At 62.4% G+C, this 26,102-nt stretch carries 23 protein-coding genes and 1 pseudogene; 9 read left to right on the plus strand and 15 right to left on the minus strand.

Annotated elements, in window-relative coordinates; genetic code table 11:
* Positions 1–126 precede the first annotated feature (126 nt).
* From tolB to EP376_RS23320, 9 genes and pseudogenes are all read left to right on the plus strand, one after another.
* On the plus strand, positions 127–1,428 hold the full coding sequence (tolB, locus tag EP376_RS13445; RefSeq protein ID WP_127656255.1) for a Tol-Pal system beta propeller repeat protein TolB: 1,302 nt from the start codon (positions 127–129) through the stop codon (positions 1,426–1,428).
* A gap of 83 nt (positions 1,429–1,511) precedes the next feature.
* Positions 1,512–2,033, plus strand: a complete 522-nt coding sequence (pal, locus tag EP376_RS13450) for a peptidoglycan-associated lipoprotein Pal (protein WP_127656113.1) — start codon at positions 1,512–1,514, stop codon at positions 2,031–2,033.
* Positions 2,034–2,055: 22 nt separating this feature from the next.
* Complete coding sequence (gene ybgF / locus EP376_RS13455) at positions 2,056–2,883, plus strand: tol-pal system protein YbgF (RefSeq protein WP_127656114.1); 828 nt, start codon at positions 2,056–2,058, stop codon at positions 2,881–2,883.
* Positions 2,880–4,217: a tRNA lysidine(34) synthetase TilS gene (tilS, locus tag EP376_RS13460; protein WP_127656115.1), complete on the plus strand. Its 1,338-nt coding sequence runs from the start codon at positions 2,880–2,882 to the stop codon at positions 4,215–4,217. The genes ybgF and tilS overlap by 4 nt, the downstream gene beginning before the upstream one ends.
* 82 nt (positions 4,218–4,299) lie before the next feature.
* Positions 4,300–6,225: an ATP-dependent zinc metalloprotease FtsH gene (gene ftsH, locus EP376_RS13465; protein ID WP_127656116.1), complete on the plus strand. Its 1,926-nt coding sequence runs from the start codon at positions 4,300–4,302 to the stop codon at positions 6,223–6,225.
* A gap of 132 nt (positions 6,226–6,357) precedes the next feature.
* Positions 6,358–6,939, plus strand: a complete 582-nt coding sequence (locus EP376_RS13470) for an MOSC domain-containing protein (protein ID WP_127656117.1) — start codon at positions 6,358–6,360, stop codon at positions 6,937–6,939.
* A 160-nt stretch (positions 6,940–7,099) separates the two neighbouring features.
* Positions 7,100–8,776: a formate--tetrahydrofolate ligase gene (locus EP376_RS13475; RefSeq protein WP_127656118.1), complete on the plus strand. Its 1,677-nt coding sequence runs from the start codon at positions 7,100–7,102 to the stop codon at positions 8,774–8,776.
* Positions 8,777–8,855: 79 nt separating this feature from the next.
* Positions 8,856–9,764 (plus strand): bifunctional methylenetetrahydrofolate dehydrogenase/methenyltetrahydrofolate cyclohydrolase FolD, encoded by a 909-nt coding sequence (gene folD / locus EP376_RS13480; protein ID WP_127656119.1) that lies wholly within the window; start codon positions 8,856–8,858, stop codon positions 9,762–9,764.
* Positions 9,765–10,309: 545 nt separating this feature from the next.
* Positions 10,310–10,591, plus strand: a pseudogene (locus EP376_RS23320) (LytTR family DNA-binding domain-containing protein); the annotation flags it as partial.
* A 25-nt stretch (positions 10,592–10,616) separates the two neighbouring features.
* On the opposite strand, the gene pdeM reads toward EP376_RS23320, so the two are convergent.
* The 15 genes from pdeM to EP376_RS13560 all read right to left on the minus strand — a co-directional run bounded on the left by pdeM (position 10,617) and on the right by EP376_RS13560 (position 26,036).
* Positions 10,617–11,327, minus strand: a complete 711-nt coding sequence (gene pdeM, locus EP376_RS13490) for a ligase-associated DNA damage response endonuclease PdeM (protein WP_127656121.1) — start codon at positions 11,325–11,327, stop codon at positions 10,617–10,619.
* A 40-nt stretch (positions 11,328–11,367) separates the two neighbouring features.
* Positions 11,368–13,767 (minus strand): ligase-associated DNA damage response DEXH box helicase, encoded by a 2,400-nt coding sequence (locus EP376_RS13495; protein ID WP_127656122.1) that lies wholly within the window; start codon positions 13,765–13,767, stop codon positions 11,368–11,370.
* An 86-nt stretch (positions 13,768–13,853) separates the two neighbouring features.
* The gene (locus EP376_RS13500; protein WP_127656123.1) at positions 13,854–15,164 is read right to left on the minus strand and encodes an ATPase; all 1,311 of its coding nucleotides are present in this window, start codon (positions 15,162–15,164) and stop codon (positions 13,854–13,856) included.
* A 113-nt stretch (positions 15,165–15,277) separates the two neighbouring features.
* Positions 15,278–15,769 (minus strand): prepilin peptidase, encoded by a 492-nt coding sequence (locus EP376_RS13505; protein WP_127656124.1) that lies wholly within the window; start codon positions 15,767–15,769, stop codon positions 15,278–15,280.
* A gap of 3 nt (positions 15,770–15,772) precedes the next feature.
* Entirely contained in the window at positions 15,773–16,630 is an 858-nt protein-coding gene (locus tag EP376_RS13510) for a tetratricopeptide repeat protein (RefSeq protein WP_127656125.1), read from the minus strand.
* Between the two features lie 32 nt (positions 16,631–16,662).
* Entirely contained in the window at positions 16,663–17,223 is a 561-nt protein-coding gene (locus tag EP376_RS13515; RefSeq protein WP_238928843.1) for a tetratricopeptide repeat protein, read from the minus strand.
* A gap of 62 nt (positions 17,224–17,285) precedes the next feature.
* The gene (locus EP376_RS13520; protein ID WP_127656126.1) at positions 17,286–18,269 is read right to left on the minus strand and encodes a type II secretion system F family protein; all 984 of its coding nucleotides are present in this window, start codon (positions 18,267–18,269) and stop codon (positions 17,286–17,288) included.
* An 8-nt stretch (positions 18,270–18,277) separates the two neighbouring features.
* The gene (locus EP376_RS13525; protein ID WP_127656127.1) at positions 18,278–19,246 is read right to left on the minus strand and encodes a type II secretion system F family protein; all 969 of its coding nucleotides are present in this window, start codon (positions 19,244–19,246) and stop codon (positions 18,278–18,280) included.
* 6 nt (positions 19,247–19,252) lie between these two features.
* Complete coding sequence (locus tag EP376_RS13530) at positions 19,253–20,719, minus strand: TadA family conjugal transfer-associated ATPase (RefSeq protein ID WP_127656128.1); 1,467 nt, start codon at positions 20,717–20,719, stop codon at positions 19,253–19,255.
* Positions 20,720–20,725: 6 nt separating this feature from the next.
* Entirely contained in the window at positions 20,726–21,973 is a 1,248-nt protein-coding gene (locus tag EP376_RS13535; RefSeq protein WP_127656129.1) for a CpaE/TadZ family protein, read from the minus strand.
* A gap of 236 nt (positions 21,974–22,209) precedes the next feature.
* Positions 22,210–22,869, minus strand: a complete 660-nt coding sequence (locus tag EP376_RS13540) for an OmpA family protein (RefSeq protein WP_127656130.1) — start codon at positions 22,867–22,869, stop codon at positions 22,210–22,212.
* A gap of 14 nt (positions 22,870–22,883) precedes the next feature.
* Positions 22,884–24,308: a type II and III secretion system protein family protein gene (locus EP376_RS13545; RefSeq protein ID WP_127656131.1), complete on the minus strand. Its 1,425-nt coding sequence runs from the start codon at positions 24,306–24,308 to the stop codon at positions 22,884–22,886.
* Positions 24,309–24,518: 210 nt separating this feature from the next.
* On the minus strand, positions 24,519–25,379 hold the full coding sequence (gene cpaB / locus EP376_RS13550; protein WP_127656132.1) for a Flp pilus assembly protein CpaB: 861 nt from the start codon (positions 25,377–25,379) through the stop codon (positions 24,519–24,521).
* A 53-nt stretch (positions 25,380–25,432) separates the two neighbouring features.
* The gene (locus tag EP376_RS13555; protein ID WP_127656133.1) at positions 25,433–25,624 is read right to left on the minus strand and encodes a hypothetical protein; all 192 of its coding nucleotides are present in this window, start codon (positions 25,622–25,624) and stop codon (positions 25,433–25,435) included.
* Positions 25,625–25,847: 223 nt separating this feature from the next.
* A complete protein-coding gene (locus tag EP376_RS13560) occupies positions 25,848–26,036 on the minus strand; it encodes a Flp family type IVb pilin (protein ID WP_127656134.1) in 189 nt (62 codons plus the stop codon).
* Between the last annotated feature and the right edge of the window lie 66 nt (positions 26,037–26,102).

The following is a 26,102-nucleotide window of genomic DNA, read 5'->3' on the forward strand; positions in this document are numbered from 1 at the left end:
TTGCGTCCTGCCGCTTTCTTGATCAACGCAGTCCGGTTAATATGTACGGCGACCCCCGTCCGTCGACGCGGCGCAACAACGAGGAACCTGATTTTGAAACCGGTCTTGAGTGTCCTGATCCTGGCCATGGCCGCGCTGTTTGCCTCGGGGCTGTCCGCCCCGGGCCTGAAGGCGCAAGAGCCGCTGCGCATCGAGATCACCGAAGGCGTCATCGAACCCTTGCCCTTCGCGATCCCGATGTTCGTCGCCGAAACCGCCGGCGCTTCGGATGTCGCGCGCGATATCACGGGCCTGGTCTCGGCCGACCTTACGGGAACCGGGTTGTTTCGGGAAATCCCGGCCTCGGCCCATATCAGCCAGGTCGCCACCTTCGCGCAGCCGGTGGCCTATGCCGATTGGCGCGCGATCAATGCGCAGGCCCTGATCATCGGCGCGGTGTCCGTCAACGGCAGCCAGCTGGTCGTCAAGTTCCGCCTCTACGATGTCTTTTCGGGCGAAGAGCTGGGCGACGGCCTGCAATTCGCGGGCACGACGGATGGCTGGCGGCGGATCGCCCACAAGGTCTCTGACGCTGTCTATTCCCGGATCACCGGCGAGGGCGGCTATTTCGACAGCCGGATCGTCTTTGTCTCGGAAACCGGGCCCAAGGACAACCGGCTCAAGCGGTTGGCGATCATGGATTACGACGGCGCGAACGTGCAGTTCCTGACCGACAGCGGCGCGCTTGTTCTTGCGCCGCGGTTCTCGCCCACGGGCGACCGGGTGCTTTACACCAGCTATGAGAGCGGCTTTCCCCGGATCAACGTGCTTGACGTGGCCTCGGTCGGGCGGCGGCAATTGCCCACCGCCGAAGGCTCGATGGCTTTTACCCCGCGCTTTTCCCGGGATGGCGGTCAGGTGATCTACAGCCTGTCGAACGGCGGCAACACCGATATCTGGCGCACCGATCTGGCCAGCGGTCAGCATACCCAGCTGACCAATGCGCCGTCGATCGAAACCGCGCCGTCGCTGTCCCCGGACGGAAGCCGGATCGTCTTTGAAAGCGACCGCTCCGGCACCCAACAGCTTTATATCATGTCGGCCAACGGTGGGGAGCCGACCCGCATCTCCTTTGGCGAGGGTCGCTATGGCTCCCCCGTCTGGAGCCCGCGCGGCGACCTCATCGCCTTTACCAAGCAGAATGCCGGACGGTTCCACATCGGTGTCATGCGCACCGACGGCTCGGAAGAGCGGCTCTTGACGGCGTCCTTCCTCGACGAGGGGCCGACGTGGGCGCCCAATGGCCGCGTCTTGATGTTCACCCGCGAAACGCAGGGCGCCTCGGGCGGCCCACGTCTCTATAGTGTCGACATTTCCGGGCGGAACCTGAGGCAACTGCCGTTGTCGGGCTTTGCCTCCGATCCCTCCTGGGGGCCGTTGCAGCAATGACATGCTTCGTGAACGTTGCGCGTTCCCTGGGTCCGCGCGGCGTGCTACCTTTCCCGCAAATGAGCAGATAACAGGCAAAAGCCATGATGAACCTCACGAAAGCCACGATCCTGATCGGCGCCTTGGCGCTGTCGGCTTGCACCAATCCCGACCGGTTCGGCGGAACCGGCACCGGAAACAACCCCGGAACGATCGCGCTCGAGAATGCCGATCAACTGACCGGGATCAACGACGTGACCAGCCCCGAGTACTTCACCCAGGCCATCGGCGACCGCGTCTTTTTCGAGGTCGATCAGGTCACGTTGACCGCGGCCGCCCGCGCCACGCTGGACGGTCAGGCGCAATGGCTGATCGGCAACGTCGACTATCTGGCCATCATCGAAGGCCATGCCGACGAGCAGGGCACCCGCGAATACAACATCGCGCTTGGCGATCGCCGGGCCAACGCGGTGCGCGATTATCTGGTCAGCAAGGGTGTTCCCGCCAGCCGTCTCCGGACGCTGAGCTATGGTAAAGAACGCCCGGTGGCGACATGCTCCGATGAATCGTGCTATTCTCAGAACCGTCGCGCGGTCACGGTGATTTCGGTGGCCTCGATCGGCTGAACATAGCCTTTGGGGGGTGGTGATGAGATTGGGAAAGACGCTGCTGGCAGCGGCTGTTCTGGCGGTAACCGGTTTCGGCGTGTCGGCGCAGGATCGCGACGCGACACTGGCCGATATCCGCCAACAGCTTTCGGTGCTCTATGGTGAGGTCCAGAGCCTGAGGTCCGAACTGACGGCCACGGGCGGGGCCGCAACCGGTGTCGCGGGCACGACCCCGCTGGACCGGCTGGCCGCGATAGAGGCCGAATTGCAGCGCCTCACCGCCAAGACCGAACAGCTGGAATTCCGGATCAACCGGATCACGGTGGACGGCACCAACCGGATCGGCGATCTCGAGTTCCGCCTTTGCGAGCTTGAGGAGGGATGCGACATCTCGCTTCTGGGGGACACGCCGTCGCTGGGCGGTGTCGACAGCGCGGCGCAGATTCCCGTCCCGTCGGAAGAGCCCGCGACCGGGCCCGCCCTCGCGGTGGGCGAGCAGGCCGATTTCGACGCGGCGCAGGCGGATTTGTCGAATGGCAACCTGCAGGCGGCAGCCGATCGGTTCTCGGCCTTCGTGTCGACCTATCCCGGCAGCCCGCTCAGCGCCGAGGCATATTATCTGCGGGGCGAGGCGCTCGAAGGTCTGGGTCAGCTCAGCGCCGCGGCGCGATCCTATCTCGACAGTTTTTCGGGCGATCCAAGTGGGGTGGTGGCCCCGGACGCGCTGTTCAAGCTGGGGACCTCGCTCGCCTCGCTGGGGCAGATCGAGGATGCCTGCGTGACCTTGCGCGAAGTCGCAAACCGGTTTCCCGCCTCTGCCGCAGTGCCCGACGCCAATGCCGCCATCCAGGAGTTGGGTTGCGCGTGACGCCCGAAGCCGCGTTTGACCGGGCGCTCGATTTTTTTATCGACGGCAAACATGGCGACGCGCTGGGTGTCGCCGTCTCGGGCGGTGGTGACAGCGTCGCCTTGATGCATCTGGCCTGTTCCTGGTGTCGGGCGCATGGCATCCGGCTCGAAGTGGCGACCGTCGATCACAGGCTCCGGTCCGAAGCCGCCGAGGAGGCCAACGCCGTGGCATCAGCGGCCGAGGCGCTGGGCCTTCGCCACGACACGCTTGTCTGGGACGATTGGGACGGCCGCGGCAACCTGCAGGCCCGCGCGCGCGAGGCCCGACGGGCGCTCTTGCACCGATGGTCGCTCGAGAGGGGCCTGTCCTTGGTCCTTCTGGGGCACACGGCCGATGATCAGGCAGAAACTTTCCTGATGCGGCTTGCGCGCGGGTCGGGTGTCGATGGCCTGTCCGGGATCGACGAGGTGGACCGGGACGCGCTCTTCATCCGCCCGCTTCTCTCCGTTCGCCGGGCCGACCTGCGCGACTGGCTGATGCAGAGGGGCATCGACTGGATCGATGATCCTTCGAACGAGGATACGCGGTTCGACCGGATCAAGGCGCGCAGGGCGCTGGAACTGCTCGAGCCGATGGGACTGACGCCCGATCGGTTGATCTCGACGGCAGGCCACATGAACCGGGCACGTCGGTCGCTCTGGCACGCGGCGGCTGATTATGCCGATCGCCATGTGCGGGTGGAGGGCGGAGATCTGATCTTCGACGCGGATTCGCTCTGGCTGGGCCGGTCCGACACGGAGGCGCGGGTCTTCACGGCGGCGATTCGCTGGATCGGTAACGGCGCCTACCGTCCGCGCTATGACGCCGCGCTTCAGGCCGCCGAGGCGCTGCGGCGGGGCGAGGCCCGGACGCTGGGTGGTGTTTCCATGTTGCCGGAGGGGGGCGGTGCCCGGCTAAGGCGCGAATTGTCTGCCTGCCCGCCGCCCATGATCGTTCCTTTCGGCACATCGGCGGCCCTCAGCTGGGAGGAGCGGTGGATCATCTCGCCGCCTGAAGGCGTCCAAGACCTTGTCAAGACACGCAATTTTTCTGACACTTTGCCCGAGAGCCTGACCCTTGGTCCCCTCGGTCCCGCGATCCGCGATATCGACGACTGGCGCGCTATCGGCTTACCGCGCGAAAGCTTGATGACGACCCCGGCGCTTTTCGATCAGGGGGAACTTGTCGCGGCCCCACTGGCCGGTCTTGCAAACGGATGGTCCGCCCGCCTTTCGCCCGATTTTCGCAGCTTTTTGCTGTCAGGCTCAGAAAGAATGGGCGCCGATCCGTCGCACCGCACCGTTTCGCATTGAAGATCGGGGCCTGATCTCTATCTTAGAGACATGGTTGAAGGTGGTTTCGCCGCCTCCCGCCCAAGCTTGTGAGGAGATTCCCTTGGGAAACGCGAGAAATATCGCCTTCTGGGTCGTGCTGTTCCTGCTGATCCTGGCGCTGTTCAATCTGTTCAACGGCAATCAGAGCACGTTGCAGTCCAACACCCGGAGCTATTCCGACTTTGTCTCCGCCGTCGAGGCGGGGCAGGTCAGTCAGGTCACGCTCGATGGTGAACAGGTCCGCTACCGTGGATCGGATGGCCGCGACTATGTGACGATCAAGCCGCAGGACGCCGAAGTCACGCAGCTACTGATCGACGAGAACATCCCCGTATCCGCGCGCAGCCAGGAACAGTCGGGCTTTACGACGTTCCTTCTGTCGCTGCTGCCGTTCCTTCTGCTGATCGGTGTCTGGATTTACTTCATGAACCGGATGCAGGGCGGTGGTCGTGGCGGTGCGATGGGCTTCGGCAAATCGCGGGCCAAGCTGCTGACCGAAAAGCACGGTCGCGTGACGTTCGACGACGTGGCTGGCATCGACGAGGCCAAGGAAGAGCTCGAAGAGATCGTGGAATTCCTGCGCAACCCGCAGAAATTCTCGCGCCTTGGCGGCAAGATTCCCAAAGGCGCACTGCTGGTCGGCCCGCCGGGCACCGGTAAGACGCTTCTTGCCCGTGCCATCGCTGGCGAGGCGGGCGTGCCCTTCTTCACCATCTCGGGCTCTGACTTTGTCGAGATGTTCGTCGGTGTGGGTGCCTCCCGTGTCCGCGACATGTTCGAGCAGGCGAAAAAGAACGCGCCCTGCATCGTCTTCATCGACGAGATCGACGCCGTGGGCCGGTCCCGTGGCGTGGGCTACGGCGGCGGCAACGACGAACGAGAACAGACGCTGAACCAGCTTCTGGTCGAGATGGACGGCTTCGAGGCGAACGAGGGCATCATCATCGTCGCGGCAACCAACCGCCCCGACGTGCTTGACCCCGCGCTTCTGCGTCCGGGCCGGTTCGACCGTCAGGTCCAGGTTCCGAATCCCGATATCAAGGGCCGTGAAAAGATCCTCGGCGTTCATGCCCGCAAGGTGCCTCTGGGCCCCGATGTCGACCTGCGAATCATCGCGCGCGGCACGCCGGGCTTCTCGGGCGCCGACCTTGCGAACCTCGTGAACGAAGCGGCCCTGATGGCCGCCCGTGTCGGCCGTCGCTTCGTGACGATGATCGATTTCGAAAGTGCCAAGGACAAGGTCATGATGGGCGCGGAACGTCGCTCCATGGTGATGTCGGAAGAGGAAAAGATGCTGACCGCCTATCACGAGGCCGGCCATGCCATCGTCGGCCTCAACGTCCCGCAACATGATCCGATCCACAAGGCGACGATCATTCCGCGCGGTCGTGCGCTGGGTCTTGTCCTGTCTCTGCCGGAGCGGGATCAGCTGAGCGTGACCTTCACCAAGTATCGCTCGAAGATCGCGATGGCGATGGGTGGCAAGGTCGCCGAAGAGCTGAAGTTCGGCCGCGAGAACGTGACTTCGGGCGCAACCTCCGACATCCAGCAGGTGTCGAAGATCGCGCGCGCCATGGTGACGCAGTTCGGCTATGACCCCGATCTCGGCCACGTGGATTACGCCAACGAACAGCAATCCTATCTGGGCAATTATGGCGGTGGCACGAACCACAGCCCCGAAACCCAGAAGATCATCGACCAGAAGGTCAAGCAGCTGATCGACGAGGGCTATGAAACGGCCAAGCGCATCCTCACCGAACACGAAGAGGAGTGGGAACGCCTTGCCCAGGGTCTTCTGGAATACGAGACGCTGACGGGCTCCGAGATCACCAAGGTGATCAACGGGGAACCGCTGAACCGTGGCGACGATGGGGACGATACGTCCACCAATCAGGGCCCCGGTGCATCGGTCACCTCGATCCCCAAGACAAAGCCGCGCAAGCCCAAGGCAGACGACAGCGGGCCCGAGCCCGAGCCCGTCACCTGATCACCCGATAGGCAGAAACGACCCCAACGCCCCGGTGCCACAGCGCCGGGGCGTTTTTCATTCGCCCTTCGACTTGCAGTTGGCCAAGCGACATGGAAACTGCCTGCGTGAGCCCCAGTCCGGAGACCGCCCATGCCCGCCCTGAAAAAGACCGACATATCGGGAACCATCGTCTGGTTGGGACGCGTCCCCCATCGGGACGCCGACGAGATCGAGACCGATGGCCTGACAGAAATGACGCTGACCTTCGCGGGCCTCGAAGGAGAGGTTCATGCCGGCCTGACCCGCCCGTCCTGCAGCCGGGTCTCCACCCAGTATCCGCGCGGCACCGAGATCCGGAACGTCCGGCAGCTGAGCGTCGTAAGCGAGGAAGAGCTGGACCGGATCGCGGCCAGCCTCGGCCTGCCGCAGATCGATCCGCGCTGGCTCGGCGCGTCGGTCGTAATCCGGGGCATCCCCGATTTCAGCCATGTGCCACCTTCGTCGCGGCTTCAGGCCGAGGGCGGCTGCACCCTGACGGTCGATATGCAGAACCGGCCTTGCCACCTGCCCGCAATGACGATCGAAGCGGTGGCCGAAGGCCACGGCAAGGGCTTCAAACAGGCGGCCAAGGGGCTGCGCGGCGTGACGGCCTGGGTCGAGCGCGAGGGCATTCTGCGCCTTGGCCACACGGTCACGCTGCATGTTCCCGATCAACGGGCCTGGGCTCCCTGACTTCCGGGATCGGTGGAGATCGTTTCCAATGTGAAACCGCGTTTCGCCCTTTGGGCGATTCCGATGGCCAAAATGTCGCAATCGCTGTGTGCGATCCGGTAGGGCCTGATTAGAAGAGCGATCAAAGACATGCGTCCCGGACCGGGGAAGGGAGTTCCAAATGGCCCACAAGAGTGACATCGAGATTGCCCGCGAGGCGACCAAGAAACCGATCCTCGAGATCGGCGCTGGTCTGGGGATCGGCGAGGCCGACCTTCTGCCCTATGGCCACGACAAGGCCAAGGTCAGCCAGCAGTTCATCAACAGCCTCGTGGATCGCCCCGACGGCAAGCTGATCCTTGTCACGGCCATCAACCCTACCCCTGCCGGTGAGGGCAAGACGACGACGACCGTGGGTCTTGGCGACGGGCTGAACCGGATCGGCAACAAGGCGATGATCTGTATCCGCGAAGCCTCGCTCGGCCCGAACTTCGGGATGAAGGGCGGAGCTGCGGGAGGCGGCTATGCGCAGGTCATCCCGATGGAGGAAATGAACCTCCACTTCACCGGCGATTTCCACGCGATCACAAGCGCGCACAGCCTTTTGTCGGCGATGATCGACAACCACATCTACTGGGGCAACGAACTGGAGATCGACATCCGCCGCGTCGTCTGGCGCCGGGTCGTCGACATGAACGACCGTGCGCTGCGCCAGATCACCTGCAGCCTTGGCGGCGTGGCCAACGGTTTCCCGCGCGAGACGGGGTTCGACATCACGGTCGCCTCCGAAGTCATGGCAATTCTCTGTCTTGCCACGGACCTCGCCGATTTGCAGCGTCGCCTTGGCGACATGATCGTGGCCTACCGTCGTGACCGCTCCCCGGTGTTCTGCCGGGACATCAAGGCCGATGGTGCCATGACGGTTCTGCTGAAAGACGCGATGCAGCCGAACCTTGTCCAGACGCTGGAGAACAACCCCGCCTTCGTCCATGGCGGGCCGTTTGCCAATATCGCCCATGGCTGCAATTCGGTCATCGCCACCAAGACGGCACTGAAACTGGCCGATTACGTCGTCACCGAGGCGGGCTTTGGCGCCGATCTGGGTGCCGAGAAGTTCATGAACATCAAGTGCCGCAAGGCGGGCCTCGCGCCATCGGTCGTGGTCTGTGTCGCCACCGTCCGCGCGATGAAGATGAACGGCGGCGTCGCCAAGGCCGATCTGGGCGCCGAGAACGTCGAGGCCGTTCGCAACGGTTGCCCCAATCTCGGCCGCCATATCGAGAACCTGAAATCCTTTGGCGTGCCGGTGGTCGTGGCGATCAACCATTTCGTCACCGATACCGATGCCGAGGTGCAGGCCGTGAAGGATTACGTCGCGACCCACGGGGCCGAAGCGATCCTGTCGCGTCACTGGGAACTGGGGTCCGAAGGCTCGGCTGAATTGGCCGCGCGAGTGGCCCAGATCGCCGATGCCGGAGAGGCCAATTTCTCGCCCATCTATCCCGACGAGATGTCGCTTTTCGAAAAGGTCGAAACAATTGCAAAGCGGATTTATCGCGCGGATGAGGTTATCGCCGACAAGAAGATCCGCGATCAGCTGACCCAATGGGAAGAGCAGGGCTATGGCCACCTGCCGGTCTGCATGGCCAAGACGCAATATTCCTTCTCGACAGACCCGAACCTGCGCGGCGCGCCGACCGGCCATTCCGTCCCGGTGCGCGAAGTGCGGCTGTCCGCCGGCGCGGGCTTTGTCGTTGTCGTCTGTGGGGAGATCATGACCATGCCGGGCCTGCCCCGGACACCTGCCGCCGAATCGATCCGGCTCAACGAGGACGGCCAGATCGAAGGCCTGTTCTAGGCCCCGGCACGCGAACTGTGGAAGCGCGGTTCGGCGCCCCCGGATCGCGGACCCGTACCGACAAGACAAGGAGACGACCATGACCGCCACGCGTATCGATGGCAAAGCCTTCGCCGCCCGCCTTCGGACCGAGATCGGCGCGCATGTCGGCTCGCTGAAGGCCGATCACGGGATCACCCCGGGCCTCGCCGTCGTTCTGGTCGGCGAAGACCCGGCAAGCCAGGTCTATGTCCGGTCAAAGGGCAAGCAGACGGTCGAAGTGGGCATGAAGTCCTTTGAACACAAACTTCCTGCCGACACGTCAGAAGAGGCGCTTCTGACGCTGGTCGGCCAGCTTAACGCCGATCCGGCAGTCAACGGCATCCTCGTGCAGCTGCCCTTGCCGGGTCATATCGATTCCGATCTCGTGATCAACGCGATCGATCCGGCCAAGGATGTCGACGGCTTTCATATTTCCAATGTGGGCCTGCTGGGAACGGGGCAAAAGGCCATGGTCCCTTGCACGCCCTTGGGCTGTCTCATGATGCTGCGCGATCATCACGGATCGCTTTCGGGGTTGAATGCGGTCGTGGTGGGCCGGTCCAACATCGTGGGCAAGCCTATGGCGCAGCTTTTGCTGAACGACAGCTGCACCGTGACGATCGCCCATTCCCGCACCCGCGACATCGAGGATGTGACACGCCGCGCCGATATCGTCGTGGCCGCCGTGGGCCGGCCCGAAATGGTGACCGGAGACTGGATCAAGCCCGGCGCCACGGTGATCGACGTGGGCATCAACCGCATCGATGACGGTTTGAAAGAGGATGAGACGCCCAAGACCCGCCTCGTCGGTGATTGCCATTTCGACAGCTGCGCCGAGGTGGCAGGCGCCATCACGCCCGTGCCCGGCGGTGTCGGGCCAATGACGATTGCCTGTCTTCTGGCGAATACGCTGACCGCGACTACGCGCGCAAATGGCCTGCCCGAACCGGTCGGTCTCACGCCCTGAATTTGTGCGAATGCGCAACAATTACCTCACCTTCCCGTGATCATTGGAAGAATCTTAGCCCCTCAGTCCGTTCCGGTGTTAACAAGCTCGCGCTATCGAAAGTTGCTGAAAGAGTTTGCGGGGTCTCGGTGCGAAAGACGGTGGAAGACTCGATCCGGACGTTCTGTGCGGAATGTTTTACCGCGACAACCTGGTCGATCTGGTTTGTCGCGTCTGCGATTTTTGTTGTTGCCGGACCCTTCGGAACCTTTGAATACATGTCCGTTTCGGAACGGCTGCTGTATTGGCCGATCCTGCTCGCGATTTCCCTGATCTTCAGCTACCTCGTCCGGGCAACGGTCAAGACAATGGCGCCGCGACAGCACCAGTTCTCGCGCGACGGATTGGTCATTGTCCTGTTCAGCACGATCTTTGCCCCGATGCCTTCGCTGGTGCTGGCAGTCTTGAGAGGGGGGCAGTCCGAGCCAGCCCTGACGTTTTCCGATACATATCTCCTGATCCTGATCGTCGCCTCGGCCGTCGTCATAGTGCGCCATCTTCTTAACATGGAAGCCGGGCCCACCGAGGACAAGATCGACGAACGCCCGCGTTTTCTGCGCAGGCTCGAAGGTTCGGTCTGCCCCGAACAGGTCCTGCGGCTCACGGTCGACGACCATTACGTCGAGGTCTATCTGACCACCGGCAAGACACAGCGCATCCTGATCCGCTTTGCCGACGCCGTCGACGAGATGGACGGGCTCGAGGGGATTTGCGTTCATCGGTCTCACTGGGTCGCATCGCAGGCGATCCGAAGCGTCGAAAAAGAGGGTGGCCGGGAATTCGTCGTGCTGAGCGACGATAGTCGCGTGCCCGTCAGCCGGACCTATAGGCCGAACCTTGTCGAGGCCGGCTGGATCGTCGATGGCCGTCAGAAATCAGCGGAACCTTTAGTGGGCGCCGGCCTGTCAGCACGGCAAAGGCCTCTGTTCCGAACAAAGTCCTGATCGGCGGCGAGAGCGCCGACAGCCCCCCGGTATAGGCCCCGAATGCCGGCAGGATGCAGCGCCGCCCGTCCCAGACGAAACAGCGCCGCGCCACGCCACCGCCGGGCACGGCCAATTTCGGATGAAAATGGCCCGAGATTTCTCCGACGGCGCCCGGTTCCGCGATGTGCCGGTAGGTAAGCCCTTCGAACGAGACCGAGCCCAGATGCTCACCGCCCACCGAGATCGGCCCCGGATCGTGATTGCCCTCGATCCAGATCCAGCGGCGACCCGCCTGCATGCGCAACAACAGGTCGCGGCAGTCGTCGTCCAGCGACGTGGCGCCGTCCATGTCGTCGAAACTGTCGCCCAGGCAGATCACGATCTCGGGTTGGGTCGCCTCGACCTCGTCCGAGAGGCGGCTCAGCGTCTCAAGGTTCTCATAGGGCGGCAGGAGGGCACCGCCCGCTCGTGCTAGCCTGTCGGACTTGCCCAGATGCAGGTCGGACACACAAAGCGCGCGTGCGCCCGGCTGCCAGAGGGTGCCGGCGGGCCGCGCCATCAGGGGGATGTCACACAGGGGAATGGTCGACGCGTTCATGATCTGTTCCTAATCCCCTGCGCGACAATTGCAAAGGGGGTCAAGGAGCAAGGCCGGCCTCGGTGATCGCGCGTTCGGCGGCGGCCTCCAACAGTCGTTCCCGCCCTTCGCCCGCGAAGGGAACCCGCCCGGCCTCCAGCAGAAGCGGCGCGGCAAGTGGCGTCAAGCGCGCGGTTTTCACATGGTCGATATGCCCGCCCGTTCGCGACAGCATCTCTTCGATCCGACCGAAATCGACCAGTCCGCGCAGCGCCTCTTCCCTCGTGATGCGCAGCATCAGGTGGTCGGGATCGTATTTCGACAAGGTGTCAAAGAGTATGTCGGAAGAGAATGTCGCCTGCTTGCCGGTCTTCTTGGATTGGGGCGTCCGCCTCTCGATCAGCCCGGCGATCGTGGCCGAGGCGCGGAAGGTGCGTTTCATCACCGCGTTGCCCCTGAGCCATGTGTCGAAATTCTCGCGCAGCTGGTCGGGGTCGAACAGCGGCACCGGGTCCGTGACAGGCTCTACGCTCCAGATGAGGGTCGCGTAATCGGTCGAGACAAAGCCCAGCGGCGCGGTGCCCTCCGCCTCCATCCTTTGTGTCAGGAGAAGCCCAAGCGTCTGCTGCGCGTTTCGTCCGGCAAAGCCATAGATGCAGCTGTGCGGCCGCCCGTCATAGATGAAACTCTCGAACAGGATGCGGTTGGCCTCGGGCAGCTTTGACACCTCGCGCTGAAGCGTCAGCCAATCCTGCGTATGGCCGGGCAGGTCCGGCCAGCTGTCTTGGCGAAACATCTCGAGGATCCGAGCCGAAAGCTGCGTCGAGGTCGCGAATTTCGTGCCCATGAAGGTCGCGATCTTCGGCTTGCGATCGGCGCGCCGTGACACCTCGACCGTCATCTCGCGGAGCCCCTCATAGCGCACGACCTGTCCGCCGATCAGGAATGTGTCGCCCGGTGTCAGCGTGGCGGCAAAGGCCTCCTCCACCTCGCCGAGCGGCTTGAACGAGCCGCGGTAGCGGACCTTGAGCGTGTCGGTATCCTGGATCGTGCCGATGTTCATGCGGATCCGTTGGGCCGACCGCGGATCGCGAAGTTGCCACAGCCCATCCACCTGTTTCAGGCGCTGCCACTTGTCATAGGCCCTGAGCGCGTAGCCGCCCGTCGCGCAGAAATCGAGGCAGTCGTCGAATGCCGCCCGGCTCAGCCCGGCGAAGGCACCCACGGTCCTGACCTCACGGAACAGCGCCTCCGCGTCGAAGGGGCCGGCGCAGGCGCAAATCAGGATATGCTGGCACAGCACGTCGCGCGGCCCGGGACCCTTGGGGTCGCCATCCAGATCACCGGCCTTCGCCGCGTCCAGCGCGGCCACGCATTCGACGATCTCGAACCGGTTGGCGGGGACAAGCACCGCCTTGGACGGCGCGTTGTATCGGTGATTGGCCCGCCCGATCCTCTGGATCAGACGTTTGACGTTCTTGGGCGCCCCGATCTGGATGACAAGGTCCACGTCACCCCAGTCGATGCCAAGATCGAGCGATCCGGTGCAGACGATCGCCCGCAGATCACCGCGCACCATGGCGGCTTCCACGGCCTCGCGTTGCTGCCGGTCGAGCGATCCATGATGAATGCCGATCGGCAAGCTGTCGTCATTGGCAAGCCAAAGGTTGTGAAAGAAGATCTCGGCCTGTGCCCGCGTGTTGTGAAAGATGAGCGTCGTGCGGTGCTGCTTGACAAGATCCAGCACGGCCGGGATCGCATAGGCCGCCCCGCCGCCCGACCACGGCGGCTTTTCCTCGGTGACCAGCATCGAGATGTCGGGCTCGGGCCCCGGATCGGCCGTGAGGATGCGGCAGGGATCGGGCTGGCGCGCCAGCGCATGGGCGATGCGTCCGGGGTCTTCGACCGTGGCCGACAGGCCCACCCGGCGCAGCCCCGGCGCGAGCGTCTCGAGCCGCGACAGAGCCAGCATCAGTTGATCGCCCCGCTTGGAGTCCTCGAGCGCGTGGATCTCGTCGATGATGACGCGGCTCAGCCCGGCAAAGATGCGCGGTGCATCCTCATAGCTTGTCAGAAGCGCAAGGCTCTCGGGCGTGGTCAGCAGGATATGCGGCGGGTCTGCGCGTTGGCGGCGTTTCGTTGTATAGGACGTATCGCCGGTGCGATCCTCGATCCGGATCGGCAGACCCATCTCGTCGACCGGGGTGCGCAGGTTGCGTTTGATGTCGCTTGCCAGCGCCTTGAGCGGGGAGACGTAGAGCGTGTGCAGCCCTTTGTGCGCGCCGTCCGCCAGTTCGACCAGCGAGGGCAGAAAGCCGGCCAGCGTCTTGCCGCCCCCCGTCGGGGCGATCAGCAGCAACGTGCTTTCGGACGCGCGCGACAGCATCTCCTGTTGATGCGGATGTATCTGCCAGCCGCGCGTATCGAACCAGTCGGCAAAGGGGCGGGGCAGGGCGTTCATGAGCCAAAGGTGGCACCTGACCGCGCGGCGTCAAGCCCCGCCGAGGGGGCGAACAAAATTCGCGAATTTTGTTGTGCGCCCCGGGGCTAGTGGATGATCGCCTCTTCGCGGACGAACATGTTGGCCCAGGCCCGCTCGATCAGTTCGGGCGACATCTGGTAGGGGATGCCTTCGAATTCGCAGATCGAAATCATCTGGTCGATCAGGAAGACCGGCTGGTAGTTCGCATATTCGTTGTCGATCGTCGGATACTTCTCCTGCAGCAAGTAGATCAGCGCATCCTCGTCGAGTGGCATCTTCTTCTTCCGGGCGATCATTGCGAAAATCTTGAGGAAATCTTCCTGGTTCGGCCCGTCGACCTTGATCTTGAAGAAGATCCGACGCAATGCCGCACGGTCGAAGATCTCGTTGGGATGGAAGTTCGTGGAAAAGATCACCAGCGTGTCGAAGGGAACCTCGAATTTCTCGCCCGATTGCAGGGCGAGGATGTCGCGGCTTTCCTCGAGGGGAACGATCCAGCGGTTGACGATCGACTGCGGCGGCTCTTTCTGGCGGCCGAGGTCGTCGACGATGAAGATGCCGCCGGTCGATTTCAGCTGAAGCGGTGCCTGATATGTCCGCGCCGTGGGGTTGTAGACGAGGTCCAGCATGTCGAGCGACAATTCACCGCCCGTGACAACGGTGGGCCGTTCGCAGCGGACATAGCGGCTGTCGAAGCGGCCTGTCGTCCGCCGGAGCGAGTTGGGATCCTCGACCTCCTGTTCAGCGGAGGAATGCACGATCGGATCATAGACTGTAATCACCTGGCCCGCATATTCGATCGCGCGCGGGATATAGATCTTGTCGCCGAGGGCATCACGAATGCCGTTGGAGATCGAGGATTTACCGTTGCCGGGCGGGCCATACATCAGGATCGACCGGCCCGCGCTGACCGCAGGGCCCAGATGATCGATAAGGTCGTCCGGCAGGATCAGGTGACCCATCGCCGATAACAGACGGTCACGCGTGACTTGGAGGTTGCGGATCGACTGCCGTTTGACCTGTTCGCTATAGACCTCGAGAGGCACGGGCATCGGCCCGAAATACTCTGACTGCGCCAGCGCATCGAGCGCGCGGGCCTTGCCGCTGTCGGTGAGCTGATAGCCCATCTCGCCGTTGGTGCCGGCCCGAAGCGACCCCATCGCTTCCAGTAGTTTCTGACCCCTCGCCAGATCGACCAGTTCCTGTGTGACGGGCACCGGCAGACAGATCGCGAGGGCGATTTCGGTCACGACGCTCAGGTTCTTGCGAAACATCGTCTTGAGGAGGATGTCGCGCATCATGACCTGCGGAAGGAGCATACCTTCAATGGTCTTGGGTGCGGGTGGCGCAACAACGCCGGCTACTTGCATGTTCATGTGACTGCCCATCGCTGCCTGATATTCCGTGTCCTGGACACACGGCTCCGGTCGTGATTAACGGCAATCTTTGTGGCGAATTGATGGAGGCTCTGGTGCCGTTGTACGGCGTATCAGCCGGCCTGAAGCGCCAGCACCAGATAGAGGATCATCGTGAATCCGAGGGGAAAGCCCATGGGAAATCTGCCCCGTTCGGTCCAGCTTTTCCAATCGGGCGCCAGTCTGCGGATCGGTGTCTTTGCGGCCAGCCGGTGCAGGCCCAGTCCGATCAGCAGGCAGGCGGCCAGCAGCATCGCGACGAGGCTCAGGTCCGACAGCGCGACAAAGGGCGCCGCGGCTGCGATAAACTTTGCGTCGCCCGCCCCGAGGATGCGCCCGACATTCAGAATGATCCCCACGATCAGCGCCACCACGAGGTGGAGATACCGCCAGAGGTAATCGGCGAAGGGCAGGGCGATCAGCCCCAGAACCGCATAGGCGATCAACAAGGCGAGGTTCGCCTTGTTGAGGATCTTCATCTTTCGAAGGTCATACCAGGCCACGAACAGGCAGATCGGGACAACGGCCGGCAGAAACCATGCCGCGGCGTAGGCCGAGGTTCCCATGGATCAGTTCGTCACGTTGTCTTCTAGCGCCCGAAGCGCCCGCACAGCCTCTTCGAAATGCTGCGGATGGGTGTCTATTGCTTCTCTCAGAAGGCCCTGGCCGATGATCACGTCGTTCTGTTTGATCGCCGTCAGCGCCAGCGTATACAGAAGCTGCGCCCGTTCGATCTGGGTCATCTGGATGACCGGCAGATCATAGTTGCGCTGTGCGCCCCGGGCCAGAACGAGGTTGTTCTTGGCGGTGAACATCCGCGGGTCGTGGCGAAGCGCATCGCCGAACAGGCGCTCGGCATCGTCGAAATCGCCGCGGGTCAGCTTGGAAAACCCCCAGTTGTTCAGAACGCCCGCGGGTGTCGTCGTCAGGCCGACGGCGGTTTCGTAGAAACTGTCGGCGCGGTCCCATTCCTCGTTGCTGTCGGCGATCATCGCCTCGAGGCGGTAGCGTTTGAACGTCTCGTGCGTTGGGGGGATGTCATCCAGGACCAGTTCGGCCTCGTCCCAGTCGTTCGACCGGACGAGCGCATCGGCGAGTTCGACACTGTCTTCGTTGGTGGCGTCGGGATGAGCGACGACGCTGCGCCAGACACTGACCGATTCCTGCGCCCGGTCAGCCCGGACAAGCGACAGGCCCAGCCCGCGCAAATGGTCGATCCGGTTCGGATCGGCCTGGCTCGCGCGTTGGAAGTAAATGACCGCTTCGTCCGGATCGGCGACAGTCAGCATCACGTCGTTGAGATTGCTTTCGTCGATGACGTTGACGTCCTGCATCGCGCGCTGGACCTGTGCATCGCCCGTTTGTTCACATGCCGCAAGGGCCACAAGTCCCGCAAACGGGACAATAATCCTGATGATCTGGCGCATTGCCTGCGTCCTTTACCTGCTCTTGCCTCGTCTTACAGGTCCGTCACGATCAGGAAATCTCCTGCTCCACGGCGAACCAGCTGGAACTGTGCGTTCTCTTGCTCAGGAGCATAGCCCGGGTTTTCAAGTTTTGCGAGTGCAAGTGCGAGGTTGTCGCGGATCTGCTCGCTATTGCCGTTGTCCGTGGCAAATGCGCGACGGAAGACTTCGGCCGCTTCGGCCACTTTTCCGCGTTCCATCAGGATCACGCCGAGGTTGTTCCATGCCGGGACGAATTCCGGATCTTCCTCGACCGCCTGCCGCATCAGCGCCTCTGCCTGGCCCAGTCGACCGAGGCGGAGGTTCGCAGACCCGAGCGCAGAGAGGGTGTCCACATTCAGCCCCTGAACCCCTGCGGCCCGGATATAGGCCTCGAGTGCCAGCTCGAATTCGCCGGCCTCCATCAGCCGGTGCCCGACGATGAGCCCGTCCACATCCTCGCCCCGGCCCACGCCCGGGGCATAGACCCCGTCCGGCGACGCGCCAAGGCCGCCCGTGTCACAGGCGGCCAGAGATGCCAACATCATGGCACAGGCAGAGATTGCTCGGATCATGGCCCCTCATGCTCGGGCCCCTTTCGGCGGGAGCCTCTTGTGGCGGGCCGGTTCAGGCCCGATTACGGCATCGCGCCGCCCAGAACCGTGGAAATCTCGAAGATCGACGGCCCAATCAGAATGATCAGAAGTGGCGGAACCGTCAACATCATGGTGGCCAGAGTCATCTTCGTCGGCAGCTTGTTGGCCTTTTCTTCGGCCCGCATCACCCGCTTGTCGCGCATTTCGCTGGCATAGACCCTCAGCGCCTCGGCGATCGATGTGCCGAATTGCTGTGACTGGATCAGAACGGTCACGAAACTGGCCACGTCGGGCACGCCGCAACGTTCGGACATGTCGCGCAGGACAGCTGTCTTGTCCTTGCCTGCCTTCATCTCGTTGCTGACCAGTTCATATTCCTCGGCCAGTTCGGGGAATCCGGACCGCAATTCCTTGGACACGCGGATGATCGACTGGTCCAGCGACTGGCCCGCCTCGACGCAGACCAGCATCATGTCGAGACTGTCGGGAAAGCCGTCCTCGATCGCCTGCTGACGCACAGCCTGACGGCGGGTCACCCAGTATTTCGGGATCATGTAGCCGACTGCGCCCGGACCGATCGAATAGAGGATCAGCATATGGGTTTCCGGATCGCCCGTCGCCGACTGGACGATCGCATAGATGACACCCAGGATCAGGAACGCGACACCAAGCGCGAACTGCATGAAATGATAGATCCGGACGGCGTTCTTGGTCCGGTAGCCTGCCTGCAACAGCTTGAGCCGGACGGCCGTATAGGCCTCGACGTCCTGGGGTTCGAGGAAGTTGGAGTATTTCTCGAGCTTGTCCTTGCCGCCGCCCATCCGAAGGCGCTGGGCCTTTTCGGGGGTCGTGGTCTTGGTCCGGTTCGACGCCTTGAGCTTGTCGAGCGGGTCTTCCTGTTTCTTCAGCAGGACGGGCAAGGTCACGAGAACAAGAATGAGGCCCAGCATGCCGACGGCGATCAGCGGGCCGAATGGGCCCAGCATATCGACCAGCATCGTCTCGATCGTTTCCATGAAAGCCATTTCGAACCTCAGACCTTGATATTCACAAGTGCCCGCATGACGAAGATGTTCGCCACAAGAAACACACCGACGGCGATACAGGCGGGCACGAAGACGGCCTCTTCCTTGACGTCGTCATAATAGTTGGGCTCGATCACGTTGATCGCGACCAGCGCCACCAGCGGGAACAGCGACAGGAACATGCCCGACCACTTCGATTCCGCCGTGATCGCCTTGACCCGGCGGAACAGCTTGAACCGCGCGCGGATCACCTTGGCCAGACCATCGAGGATTTCTGCAAGGTTGCCGCCGGCCTGCTGCTGGATGGCAACCGCCACCGCCAGAAAGCGCAAATCCTGCATGTCGATCCGTTCGGCCATGTGCTTGAGCGCTTCGCCCATGTCACGACCATAGGCCGCCTCGTCGGCGATCATGCCCATTTCGGTGCCCAGCGGATCGGGGACTTCTTTCGCGACGATCGCCACCGCAGAGGCAAACGGATGGCCGACCCGAAGGCTTCGGACCATGAGTTCCACCGCATCGGGAAGCTGTTCCTCGATCATCGTGGTCCGCTTCTTGGCCTTGTTGTTGACCCACAGGTAGACCGAGCCGATCCCCATCGCGAGTGATACGAGAATCCGCACCGGTGCCTCGGTCTCGGTGCCCAGCGTCAGCGCCATGAAGGCAACGCCCGAAAGTACCAGCATGATGATGACCAGCTGGGACGGGGAAAAGGCGATGTTGGCCTTTTGCGCCTTGCCCGCCAGGATGGAATACAGCGGGATCGAGGTCGATTTCATGTGCTGCGTCATCTCCTTGCGGAGCTGTTCAAGCACTTGTTCCCGGCCACCGCCCTTTTCGAGCAGTTCCAGCCGGCGGTTCACACGACTGTTGAGGCTGATGGATTTGCCAAAGACGGTGAGATAGATCCCCTCGACCAGCAACAGCACGGCCAGGAAGATCAGGCCATAGATAATCGGTTCTGCAGACAGTTCCATTGACGTCTACTCCGCGGCGAAGGGTTCAAAGATGGTCGGCGGAAGATCATAGCCCCAAAGGCGGAACCTCTCGGAAAAGTGCGACCGAACGCCGGTGGCCGTGAAATGTCCGATGATCTTGTTTTCGGGTGTCAGGCCTACGCGCTGGAACCGGAACACCTCCTGCATCGAGATGACGTCGCCTTCCATGCCGGTGATCTCGGTGATCGAGGTCATCCGCCGCGAGCCGTCCTGCAGACGGGAGGCCTGTACGATCAGGTTCACAGCACCCGCGATCTGGGAGCGAACCGCCTTGAGAGGCATCTCGATACCCGCCATGGCGATCATGTTCTCGAGACGGCTGATGCCGTCCCGCGGGCTGTTGGCGTGGATCGTGGTCATCGATCCGTCGTGGCCCGTGTTCATCGCCTGCAACATGTCGATGACTTCTTCGCCGCGCGTCTCGCCGACGATGATCCGGTCGGGCCGCATCCGCAGCGCGTTCTTCAGACAGTCGCGGGGCGAGACCTCGCCCTTGCCTTCGACGTTGGGCGGACGGCTTTCCATCCGGCCCACGTGAACCTGCTGAAGCTGAAGTTCGGCCGTATCCTCGATCGTCAGGATGCGTTCCGAATTGTCGATGAAGGAGGACAGGGCGTTCAGCGTGGTCGTCTTGCCCGAACCCGTACCACCTGACACGATGACGTTAAGCCGGGTCGCGACGGCGGCCTGAAGATAGGCGGCCATTTCCTCGGTGAAGGCTCCGAACTTGACCAGGTCGTCGATGCCCAGCTTGTCCTTCTTGAATTTCCGGATCGAGACAAGCGAACCGTCCACGGCGATCGGCCCGACCATCGCGTTGAAACGCGAGCCGTCGGCCAGACGAGCGTCGACATAGGGGTTGCTTTCATCGACGCGCCGGCCAACCGCGGACACGATCTTGTCGATGATCCGCAAGAGGTGACGTTCGTCCTTGAACGTCACATCCGTCAGTTCCAGCTTGCCCGACCGTTCCACGAAGATCTGCTGCGGGCCGTTGACCAGAATGTCGTTGACCGTTTCGTCCTTCAGAAGCGTCTCGAGGGGGCCAAGGCCCCTGACCTCGTCATAAAGATCCTGGCTCAGTGTCTGCCGCTCTTCGCGGTTCAGGACGACGCCCATCTCTTCGAGCGTCTCGGTGGCGATCGCATTGATCTCCTGCCGCAGGTCCTGTTCGGAGGCCTGGTCAAGCGCGCTGAGATTGAGGTTGTCCAGAAGCGCGCGGTGCAGGTCGAGCTTGATCTCGCCCAGCTTTTCCTTGCGCTTCTTTTCCTTGTCGACGGGGGCGACCTCGCCGGCCTTTTTCTTGGGTTGCATCAGCGGCTTCTTGGCGGCCGCCGGTGTTTCGGTGATCGGGGTCACGGATGCGGCTGGCCCCCGCGAGGCGACGTTCAGCCCCGGAGCCGGTGCCGCCGCTGCAGGCGCTGCATCAGGCTTTTTGAACTTTGAGAACATGTCGGGTTACCCTCCCGCTTTCGCGGTCTCCGCAACGTTGACGTCATGGACGGACTTCGCCAGTTTCGCGATTTCCTTGCGAAGCGCGTTCTTGGGGATGCCCTCGGCCATCGGCACGCCGTGATCTGCGTTCTGCGACACGGGCTTGCCGCCGTCAGGCAAGAGAAGCTCGATCGAGATCCCCAGCGATTCCGCCAGCCGCTTGACCCGGCTCTTGCCGTTCAGGTCGGTGAACCCGGGTGCCCTGTTCAGCGCAAAGCGCAGCTTTTCGAACGGCAGTTCCTCGGATTGCAGCGCGCGCTTGAGCCGGAGCGTGTTTTGCGCCGACCGCATGTCCAGTTCGAGCGTCGCGAAATAGACATGCGCCGCCGACAGAACGGTTTCGGACCATTCGACCATCGTCGCGGGCAGGTCGATCACCACATAGTCGAAATTGATCCGCGCCATTTCGATCAGCCGTTCGATATCGGCCGGTCCCAGCAGATCGAGAGGGATCATGTCGGTGGGGGAGGTCAGGACGTGCAGCTTTTGTTCATAGGACAAGAGCGCCTGCATGAACGCTTCGCTGTCCATCGCCTCGGTGTCGGTCAGCAGCTCCAGAACCGCCTCGCGACGCGGAAGGTCGAGGTAGGTGGCGACCGTTCCGAATTGCAGGTCAAGGTCCAGAAGGCAGACACGGGGCGCCAGTTCCGGGTCCACGTTCGCCAGTTCCCAGGCGAGGTTGACCGCCAGTGTTGTCGCGCCCGTGCCGCCGGCCATGCCATGGACGGGGATGACGACGCCCGACCGATCTTCGGTCGCCGAGAGCGTGTTGCGCATCTCCGGTGCGACCGGATCGTGGGTCGGGGTGTTCTGAACGCGCTGGATGGCCTCGCGCAATTCTCCCTCGGGGAGCGGGTAGGGCACGAATTCGTCGCCGCCCTCGCGGAGCAGCTGGTGCAGCGAGGCGGGTGTCAGGTCCTCGGCGATCAGGATTACCTTGACGGACTTGGCCTTGGCCGCCGCGATGATATCGACAATCAACGAGAGATCGTCCTCATCCTCGGAGTCCAGCGCGATTGCCACGAATTGCAGTTCCGAGGCTTCGGGTTGTTCGAGAAAGGCGAGAGCGTCGTTGAAGCTCAGATCACCCCAGTTCTCACCGAGAGCACTTTCCATGTCTTCGATCAACAGATCGAAGATCTGAACGTCCCTGCTGATCGTGCAGGCAATTATCGGTTGCGGTTCAGGTTGCAACGCTGCGCTCGTACTCATGGCCTCGAATCCTTATTCCACCTCAAGGACGGGGCTACCCCCGGAACGATACCGACAGACTCGGATCGAACGTGTCCCAGTGCAGACAATCTCGCCGAAGATCGTGACCAGATTGGGGCCGAAAAAATGTAATTGTTGGGTAAGCCGGGACGATAACCTGAGATCGTCCTTGTTGTTGAAAAGGGCGGCAGAGGTTGCCCTCGCCGCCCGTTTCGAATTGTTTTTGGGCCGCGACCCTAGTTTTCGGTCGAAAGCTCCGAACCTTGGATGCCTTCGATCTGCTGTGCCGGGATCGCGCTTTCCACGTATTCACGGAAGATGACTTCCGCGTATTTGCCGTTCATCACGGCGGGGTGATCCTCGACGAAGCCGGACACTTCGGTCACGGTCCGGCGGTTGGCGCGTTCGCGACCCTCGGTCACGATCAGGGGCTGTTCTTCGCCAAACGACACCACCGCCTCAAGCCGCGACCGGCTGATGCCCTGACTTGTCAGGTACAGCACCACCGCTTGTGCACGCCGCAGGCCAAGCCCCCGGTTATAGCTCGACGATCCGACAAGGTCGGTGTGGCCATAGACCTTGAACCGGACTTCGGGGAATTGCCGGATGAAATCGGCCTGCCTGCGCAAGGTCGCCCGGGCCATTTCGTCCAACGCCGTGGAATTGAAAGCGAAATTTACGGTGGACGGAACTTCTGCCTCGAACCTGCGCGCCAAGCTGATCCGGTAACTTTCGTCGCCGTTGTTGATCGCGATGTTCTGGTTCACGGCGCTGCCGAAATTGCCCTGGCTGGGGTCGGCTCCGGCCTCGCGGTAGAAGGACGAGACCGATGGATTGTCTGCCGTGCAGGCGCCAAGAACCATCGCCGACGCCAGTGAGAGTGCCAGATATTTCATAGCCCGCCCTTTCCTCAGTCGAGCACGTAGCCGTAGGACCCGCTGAAGTCCTGACGTGCAACTTCACCTGCTCCGCCCGTCGTGGGCGCAACATCGTTCGATGTCCGGCCAAAGAGGAACAGGTCCCGCTCGGTCGGTGGGCGCACCCGGTCCGTCGGAAGGGCATAGACCTCGCCCCGCGTCGGTGTAACCAGATGTGGCGTCACGATGATCACCAGTTCGGTCTGTTGGCGCGCATAATCCGCAGAGCGGAACAGCGCTCCCAGCACCGGGATGTCACCCAGCCACGGGACCTGGCCCGAAAGATCGCGGAAATCGTCGGACAGAAGACCGGCGATTGCAAAGCTTTCCCCGTCGCGCATCTCCACCGTGGTGGAGGTTTCGCGGCGCCGGAAGGCGTCGACGGTAAAGTTGCCCTGCGTGATGCCGTTCGACGGGTCGATCGACGAAACCGCCGCTTCCAGCTCGAGGTTGATCACGTCGCCGTCGACAACCCGCGGGATGAAGTTCAGCTCGACACCGAACGGCTTGTATTCAACGGTGATTGTGCCGTTTTCCTGGCTGACGGGCACCGGATATTCGCCACCGGCGAGGAACTTCGCCTCCTGACCCGACAGGGCGGTGAGGTTCGGCTCGGCCAGCGTGCGGACCATACCTTGCGATTCCAGCGCTTCGAGCAGTATACCCACCTGAACCGCGCCCGCATTGAACCCGAACAGCATCGCTCCGTTCTGATTGCTGATTGACGGGATGTTGCCGCCAAGGGCGGAATCCGCGGAACCGGATGTATTCAGTGTGTTCGTGCCGGTCGAAATACCAAGATCGCCGCCAAGTCCGATGCCCTGAAGGGCGAGCGAACTGGACAGCGACTGGCTGACGGTCCGCTGCATTTCCGCAAACTGGACCTTCAGCATCACCTGCTGTGTGCCGCCCACGCTCATCAGGTTCGAAACCCGCTCGGGCGCATACCGCTCTGCCAGTTCCAGCGCGCGATCAAGCCGCGCGATCGAACTGACGGTTCCGGACAGGACAATCCCGTTATTCGCGGTGCGGACCTCGATCGGCTCGCCCGGCAGGATCTGTTCCAGCCGTTCCTTGAACTCCGCGATGTCAGGGGTGACATGCACCTCGACATTGGTGATCAGGCTGCCATCGGCCCCCAGGATCGTGAGTGTCGTGCGTCCGGGTTCTTTTCCCAGAACGTAGATGCTTCGATCCGACAGGGACGAAATGTCCGCGATGCCCGGGTTTGCAATGGATAGTTCGGCGAATGGCGTATCGCTTTCCACGACCACCGCGCGGTTCATCGGCACCTGCAGTGCAGATGACGGAGCGCCACGCTGAACGCGAAGTGCCTCTGCATGGATGGGCGTCGGCGCCTGAGCCAATGCCAAAGACAGCCCGACTAGGGCCGCCTGCATAAATCTGTCAATTTTCATTGTGACCTGCCTCTCCGATCACGACTACCAGCGAGATTTTTCTCGTCGTTGGATCGACCGTGACCGCAATATCCTTTCCGGTCAAGAATCAACGCCTTGTCGGGGGGAGTTGATGTGGATAACTGGCAACAGTCGGACCTGACGAAAAAAGGCGCGCCGCAAGGGCGCGCCTCTTCCACGAAGCAGGTCATCTAGTTGCGAGCAGTCGACCTAGTTCGTGCAAGGGATCTCTGTCTCGACCACTTCCGATCCGCGGCGGTTGCGGACGGTGCAGACCTCTTCCGGCGCCTCCACCTCTTCGATCACGCGGGCCTCTTCTGCGATGCCCAGAAGGCTGCGCTGATCGACTTCGATCGCCGTGGCAATCGTCTCATCCCCCTGGCCGACCAGTGACAGCATCAGTGATCCCGTCGTCTGCGCCTGCGCCAGGTTCGCGACCTGCTGCGGCGACACCTGAACCGTCACGGTTTCCGCCACGCGCGCGGGCTGCGACGAGATTTCGGAACTCTGGTCGATCGCGATCAGCTCGAGACCGGTTTCGATCAGGCGCGTGATCTCCTGTCCCGACTGTTCGCCAAGGCTCAGGCGGCCGGACCAGTAGACATCCACCCGATCCCCCGGACGCAGGAAGCCCGACACACCCGATTCGACATCGACCGGGATCGTGAAGGCCCGCATTCCCGGTGCCAGCCGGCTGGTGATGCCGGGCAGGGCGCCCGGTTCGCTGACCTTGCTGGCAAGAACCGGTTCGTTCTCTTCCATCTGGCGAAGGACCGTCCGGGGCACGTCGGTGCCGCGCGGAAACAGGTCCTCGGCGCTCGTGAACACACCTTCGGGAAGGTAGTCCTCGGCATAGCGCACCACCTTCAGGTCGTCCGTCGTCAGCTGTTCTCCATAGGCGACCGATCGGTTCACCGCGATCACCTCGATCGTCGCGACGATCTGGGCGGCTGCCGCGCGTTCACGCGCGAGAGCCTGTTCCTGCTCTTCAAAATAGCCCTGGACCATGTAGACGGCAAAGCCGGCCAACCCAAGTCCCAAGACAAGTACCAATCCAAATACTGCTCGCATATCTTACTTCTTTCCTCTGGGTCCGTGTGTTTCGGTCTGGACCGAGACGATCCCTAGAAAACGACTTCGGGGACGACGGCGTTCGTAAGTTCTGTCTCGGTGTTGTTGGCCATCGTTTCGGCTCCATTGGAAACCGCGGCGCCGACGACGACACCAAGTATGAGGATCGCGGCGGTCAGTACGACCCAGTCAATCGTGACCGCTCCATCTTCATCCTGGCGAAAGTGCCGAAAGAAACTCCACATTCACGTCTCTCCTGATAATACCCGACGGCTAATCGTTCCCTAATGAACGTGCTGTCGGAATGGGGCATTTTTGGGGAGGTTTTGTTCCGGATCCGTGAACAAACTTGTTCTTTCTAGACAAACGTCAGGACGACGGGGCCTCCCGGGCGACTTTGAAACGGCAAGGGCCAGTTCCGCTGCGCGGAACCGGCCCCCATGATCGTTCGATCGAACCTTCGTCGAATTAGAAGGTGATCGTCGGGACGGCCGTGTTCAGCTCGGTCTCGATGTTCTCGGCCATCTGCTCGGCTCCGTTCGAAACGGAGGTGAGAACGGCGATGCCAAGGCCCACGACAGCGGCGGTCAGCACGACCCAGTCGACGGTGACCGCACCATCTTCGTCGCGGATGAATGTGTTGAGATAGTCTTGCATTTCCAGTCCCTCCTGGGGGTTTGGTATGGTTGCAGTATCCTGCGCATCAAGCAGTGCCGAACCAAC

This window comes from Alexandriicola marinus (assembly GCF_004000435.1).
Taxonomy (GTDB): domain Bacteria; phylum Pseudomonadota; class Alphaproteobacteria; order Rhodobacterales; family Rhodobacteraceae; genus Alexandriicola; species Alexandriicola marinus.

What these genes read in the sequence shown, in the direction of transcription:
- cpaB (WP_127656132.1), bottom strand. Translation starts at nt 25,379, where the DNA reads ATGCGAGCAGTATTTGGATTGGTACTTGTCTTGGGACTTGGGTTGGCC.
- EP376_RS13495 (WP_127656122.1), bottom strand. Translation starts at nt 13,767, where the DNA reads ATGAACGCCCTGCCCCGCCCCTTTGCCGACTGGTTCGATACGCGCGGC.
- tolB (WP_127656255.1), top strand. Translation starts at nt 127, where the DNA reads ATGGCCGCGCTGTTTGCCTCGGGGCTGTCCGCCCCGGGCCTGAAGGCG.
- EP376_RS13525 (WP_127656127.1), bottom strand. Translation starts at nt 19,246, where the DNA reads ATGGAACTGTCTGCAGAACCGATTATCTATGGCCTGATCTTCCTGGCC.
- EP376_RS13510 (WP_127656125.1), bottom strand. Translation starts at nt 16,630, where the DNA reads ATGCGCCAGATCATCAGGATTATTGTCCCGTTTGCGGGACTTGTGGCC.
- pal (WP_127656113.1), top strand. Translation starts at nt 1,512, where the DNA reads ATGATGAACCTCACGAAAGCCACGATCCTGATCGGCGCCTTGGCGCTG.
- EP376_RS13535 (WP_127656129.1), bottom strand. Translation starts at nt 21,973, where the DNA reads ATGAGTACGAGCGCAGCGTTGCAACCTGAACCGCAACCGATAATTGCC.
- ybgF (WP_127656114.1), top strand. Translation starts at nt 2,056, where the DNA reads ATGAGATTGGGAAAGACGCTGCTGGCAGCGGCTGTTCTGGCGGTAACC.
- EP376_RS13505 (WP_127656124.1), bottom strand. Translation starts at nt 15,769, where the DNA reads ATGGGAACCTCGGCCTACGCCGCGGCATGGTTTCTGCCGGCCGTTGTC.
- EP376_RS13520 (WP_127656126.1), bottom strand. Translation starts at nt 18,269, where the DNA reads ATGGCTTTCATGGAAACGATCGAGACGATGCTGGTCGATATGCTGGGC.
- EP376_RS13470 (WP_127656117.1), top strand. Translation starts at nt 6,358, where the DNA reads ATGCCCGCCCTGAAAAAGACCGACATATCGGGAACCATCGTCTGGTTG.
- EP376_RS13530 (WP_127656128.1), bottom strand. Translation starts at nt 20,719, where the DNA reads ATGTTCTCAAAGTTCAAAAAGCCTGATGCAGCGCCTGCAGCGGCGGCA.
- EP376_RS13500 (WP_127656123.1), bottom strand. Translation starts at nt 15,164, where the DNA reads ATGAACATGCAAGTAGCCGGCGTTGTTGCGCCACCCGCACCCAAGACC.
- EP376_RS13545 (WP_127656131.1), bottom strand. Translation starts at nt 24,308, where the DNA reads ATGAAAATTGACAGATTTATGCAGGCGGCCCTAGTCGGGCTGTCTTTG.
- EP376_RS13515 (WP_238928843.1), bottom strand. Translation starts at nt 17,223, where the DNA reads ATGATCCGAGCAATCTCTGCCTGTGCCATGATGTTGGCATCTCTGGCC.
- pdeM (WP_127656121.1), bottom strand. Translation starts at nt 11,327, where the DNA reads ATGAACGCGTCGACCATTCCCCTGTGTGACATCCCCCTGATGGCGCGG.
- folD (WP_127656119.1), top strand. Translation starts at nt 8,856, where the DNA reads ATGACCGCCACGCGTATCGATGGCAAAGCCTTCGCCGCCCGCCTTCGG.
- EP376_RS13555 (WP_127656133.1), bottom strand. Translation starts at nt 25,624, where the DNA reads ATGTGGAGTTTCTTTCGGCACTTTCGCCAGGATGAAGATGGAGCGGTC.
- EP376_RS13475 (WP_127656118.1), top strand. Translation starts at nt 7,100, where the DNA reads ATGGCCCACAAGAGTGACATCGAGATTGCCCGCGAGGCGACCAAGAAA.
- EP376_RS13560 (WP_127656134.1), bottom strand. Translation starts at nt 26,036, where the DNA reads ATGCAAGACTATCTCAACACATTCATCCGCGACGAAGATGGTGCGGTC.
- EP376_RS13540 (WP_127656130.1), bottom strand. Translation starts at nt 22,869, where the DNA reads ATGAAATATCTGGCACTCTCACTGGCGTCGGCGATGGTTCTTGGCGCC.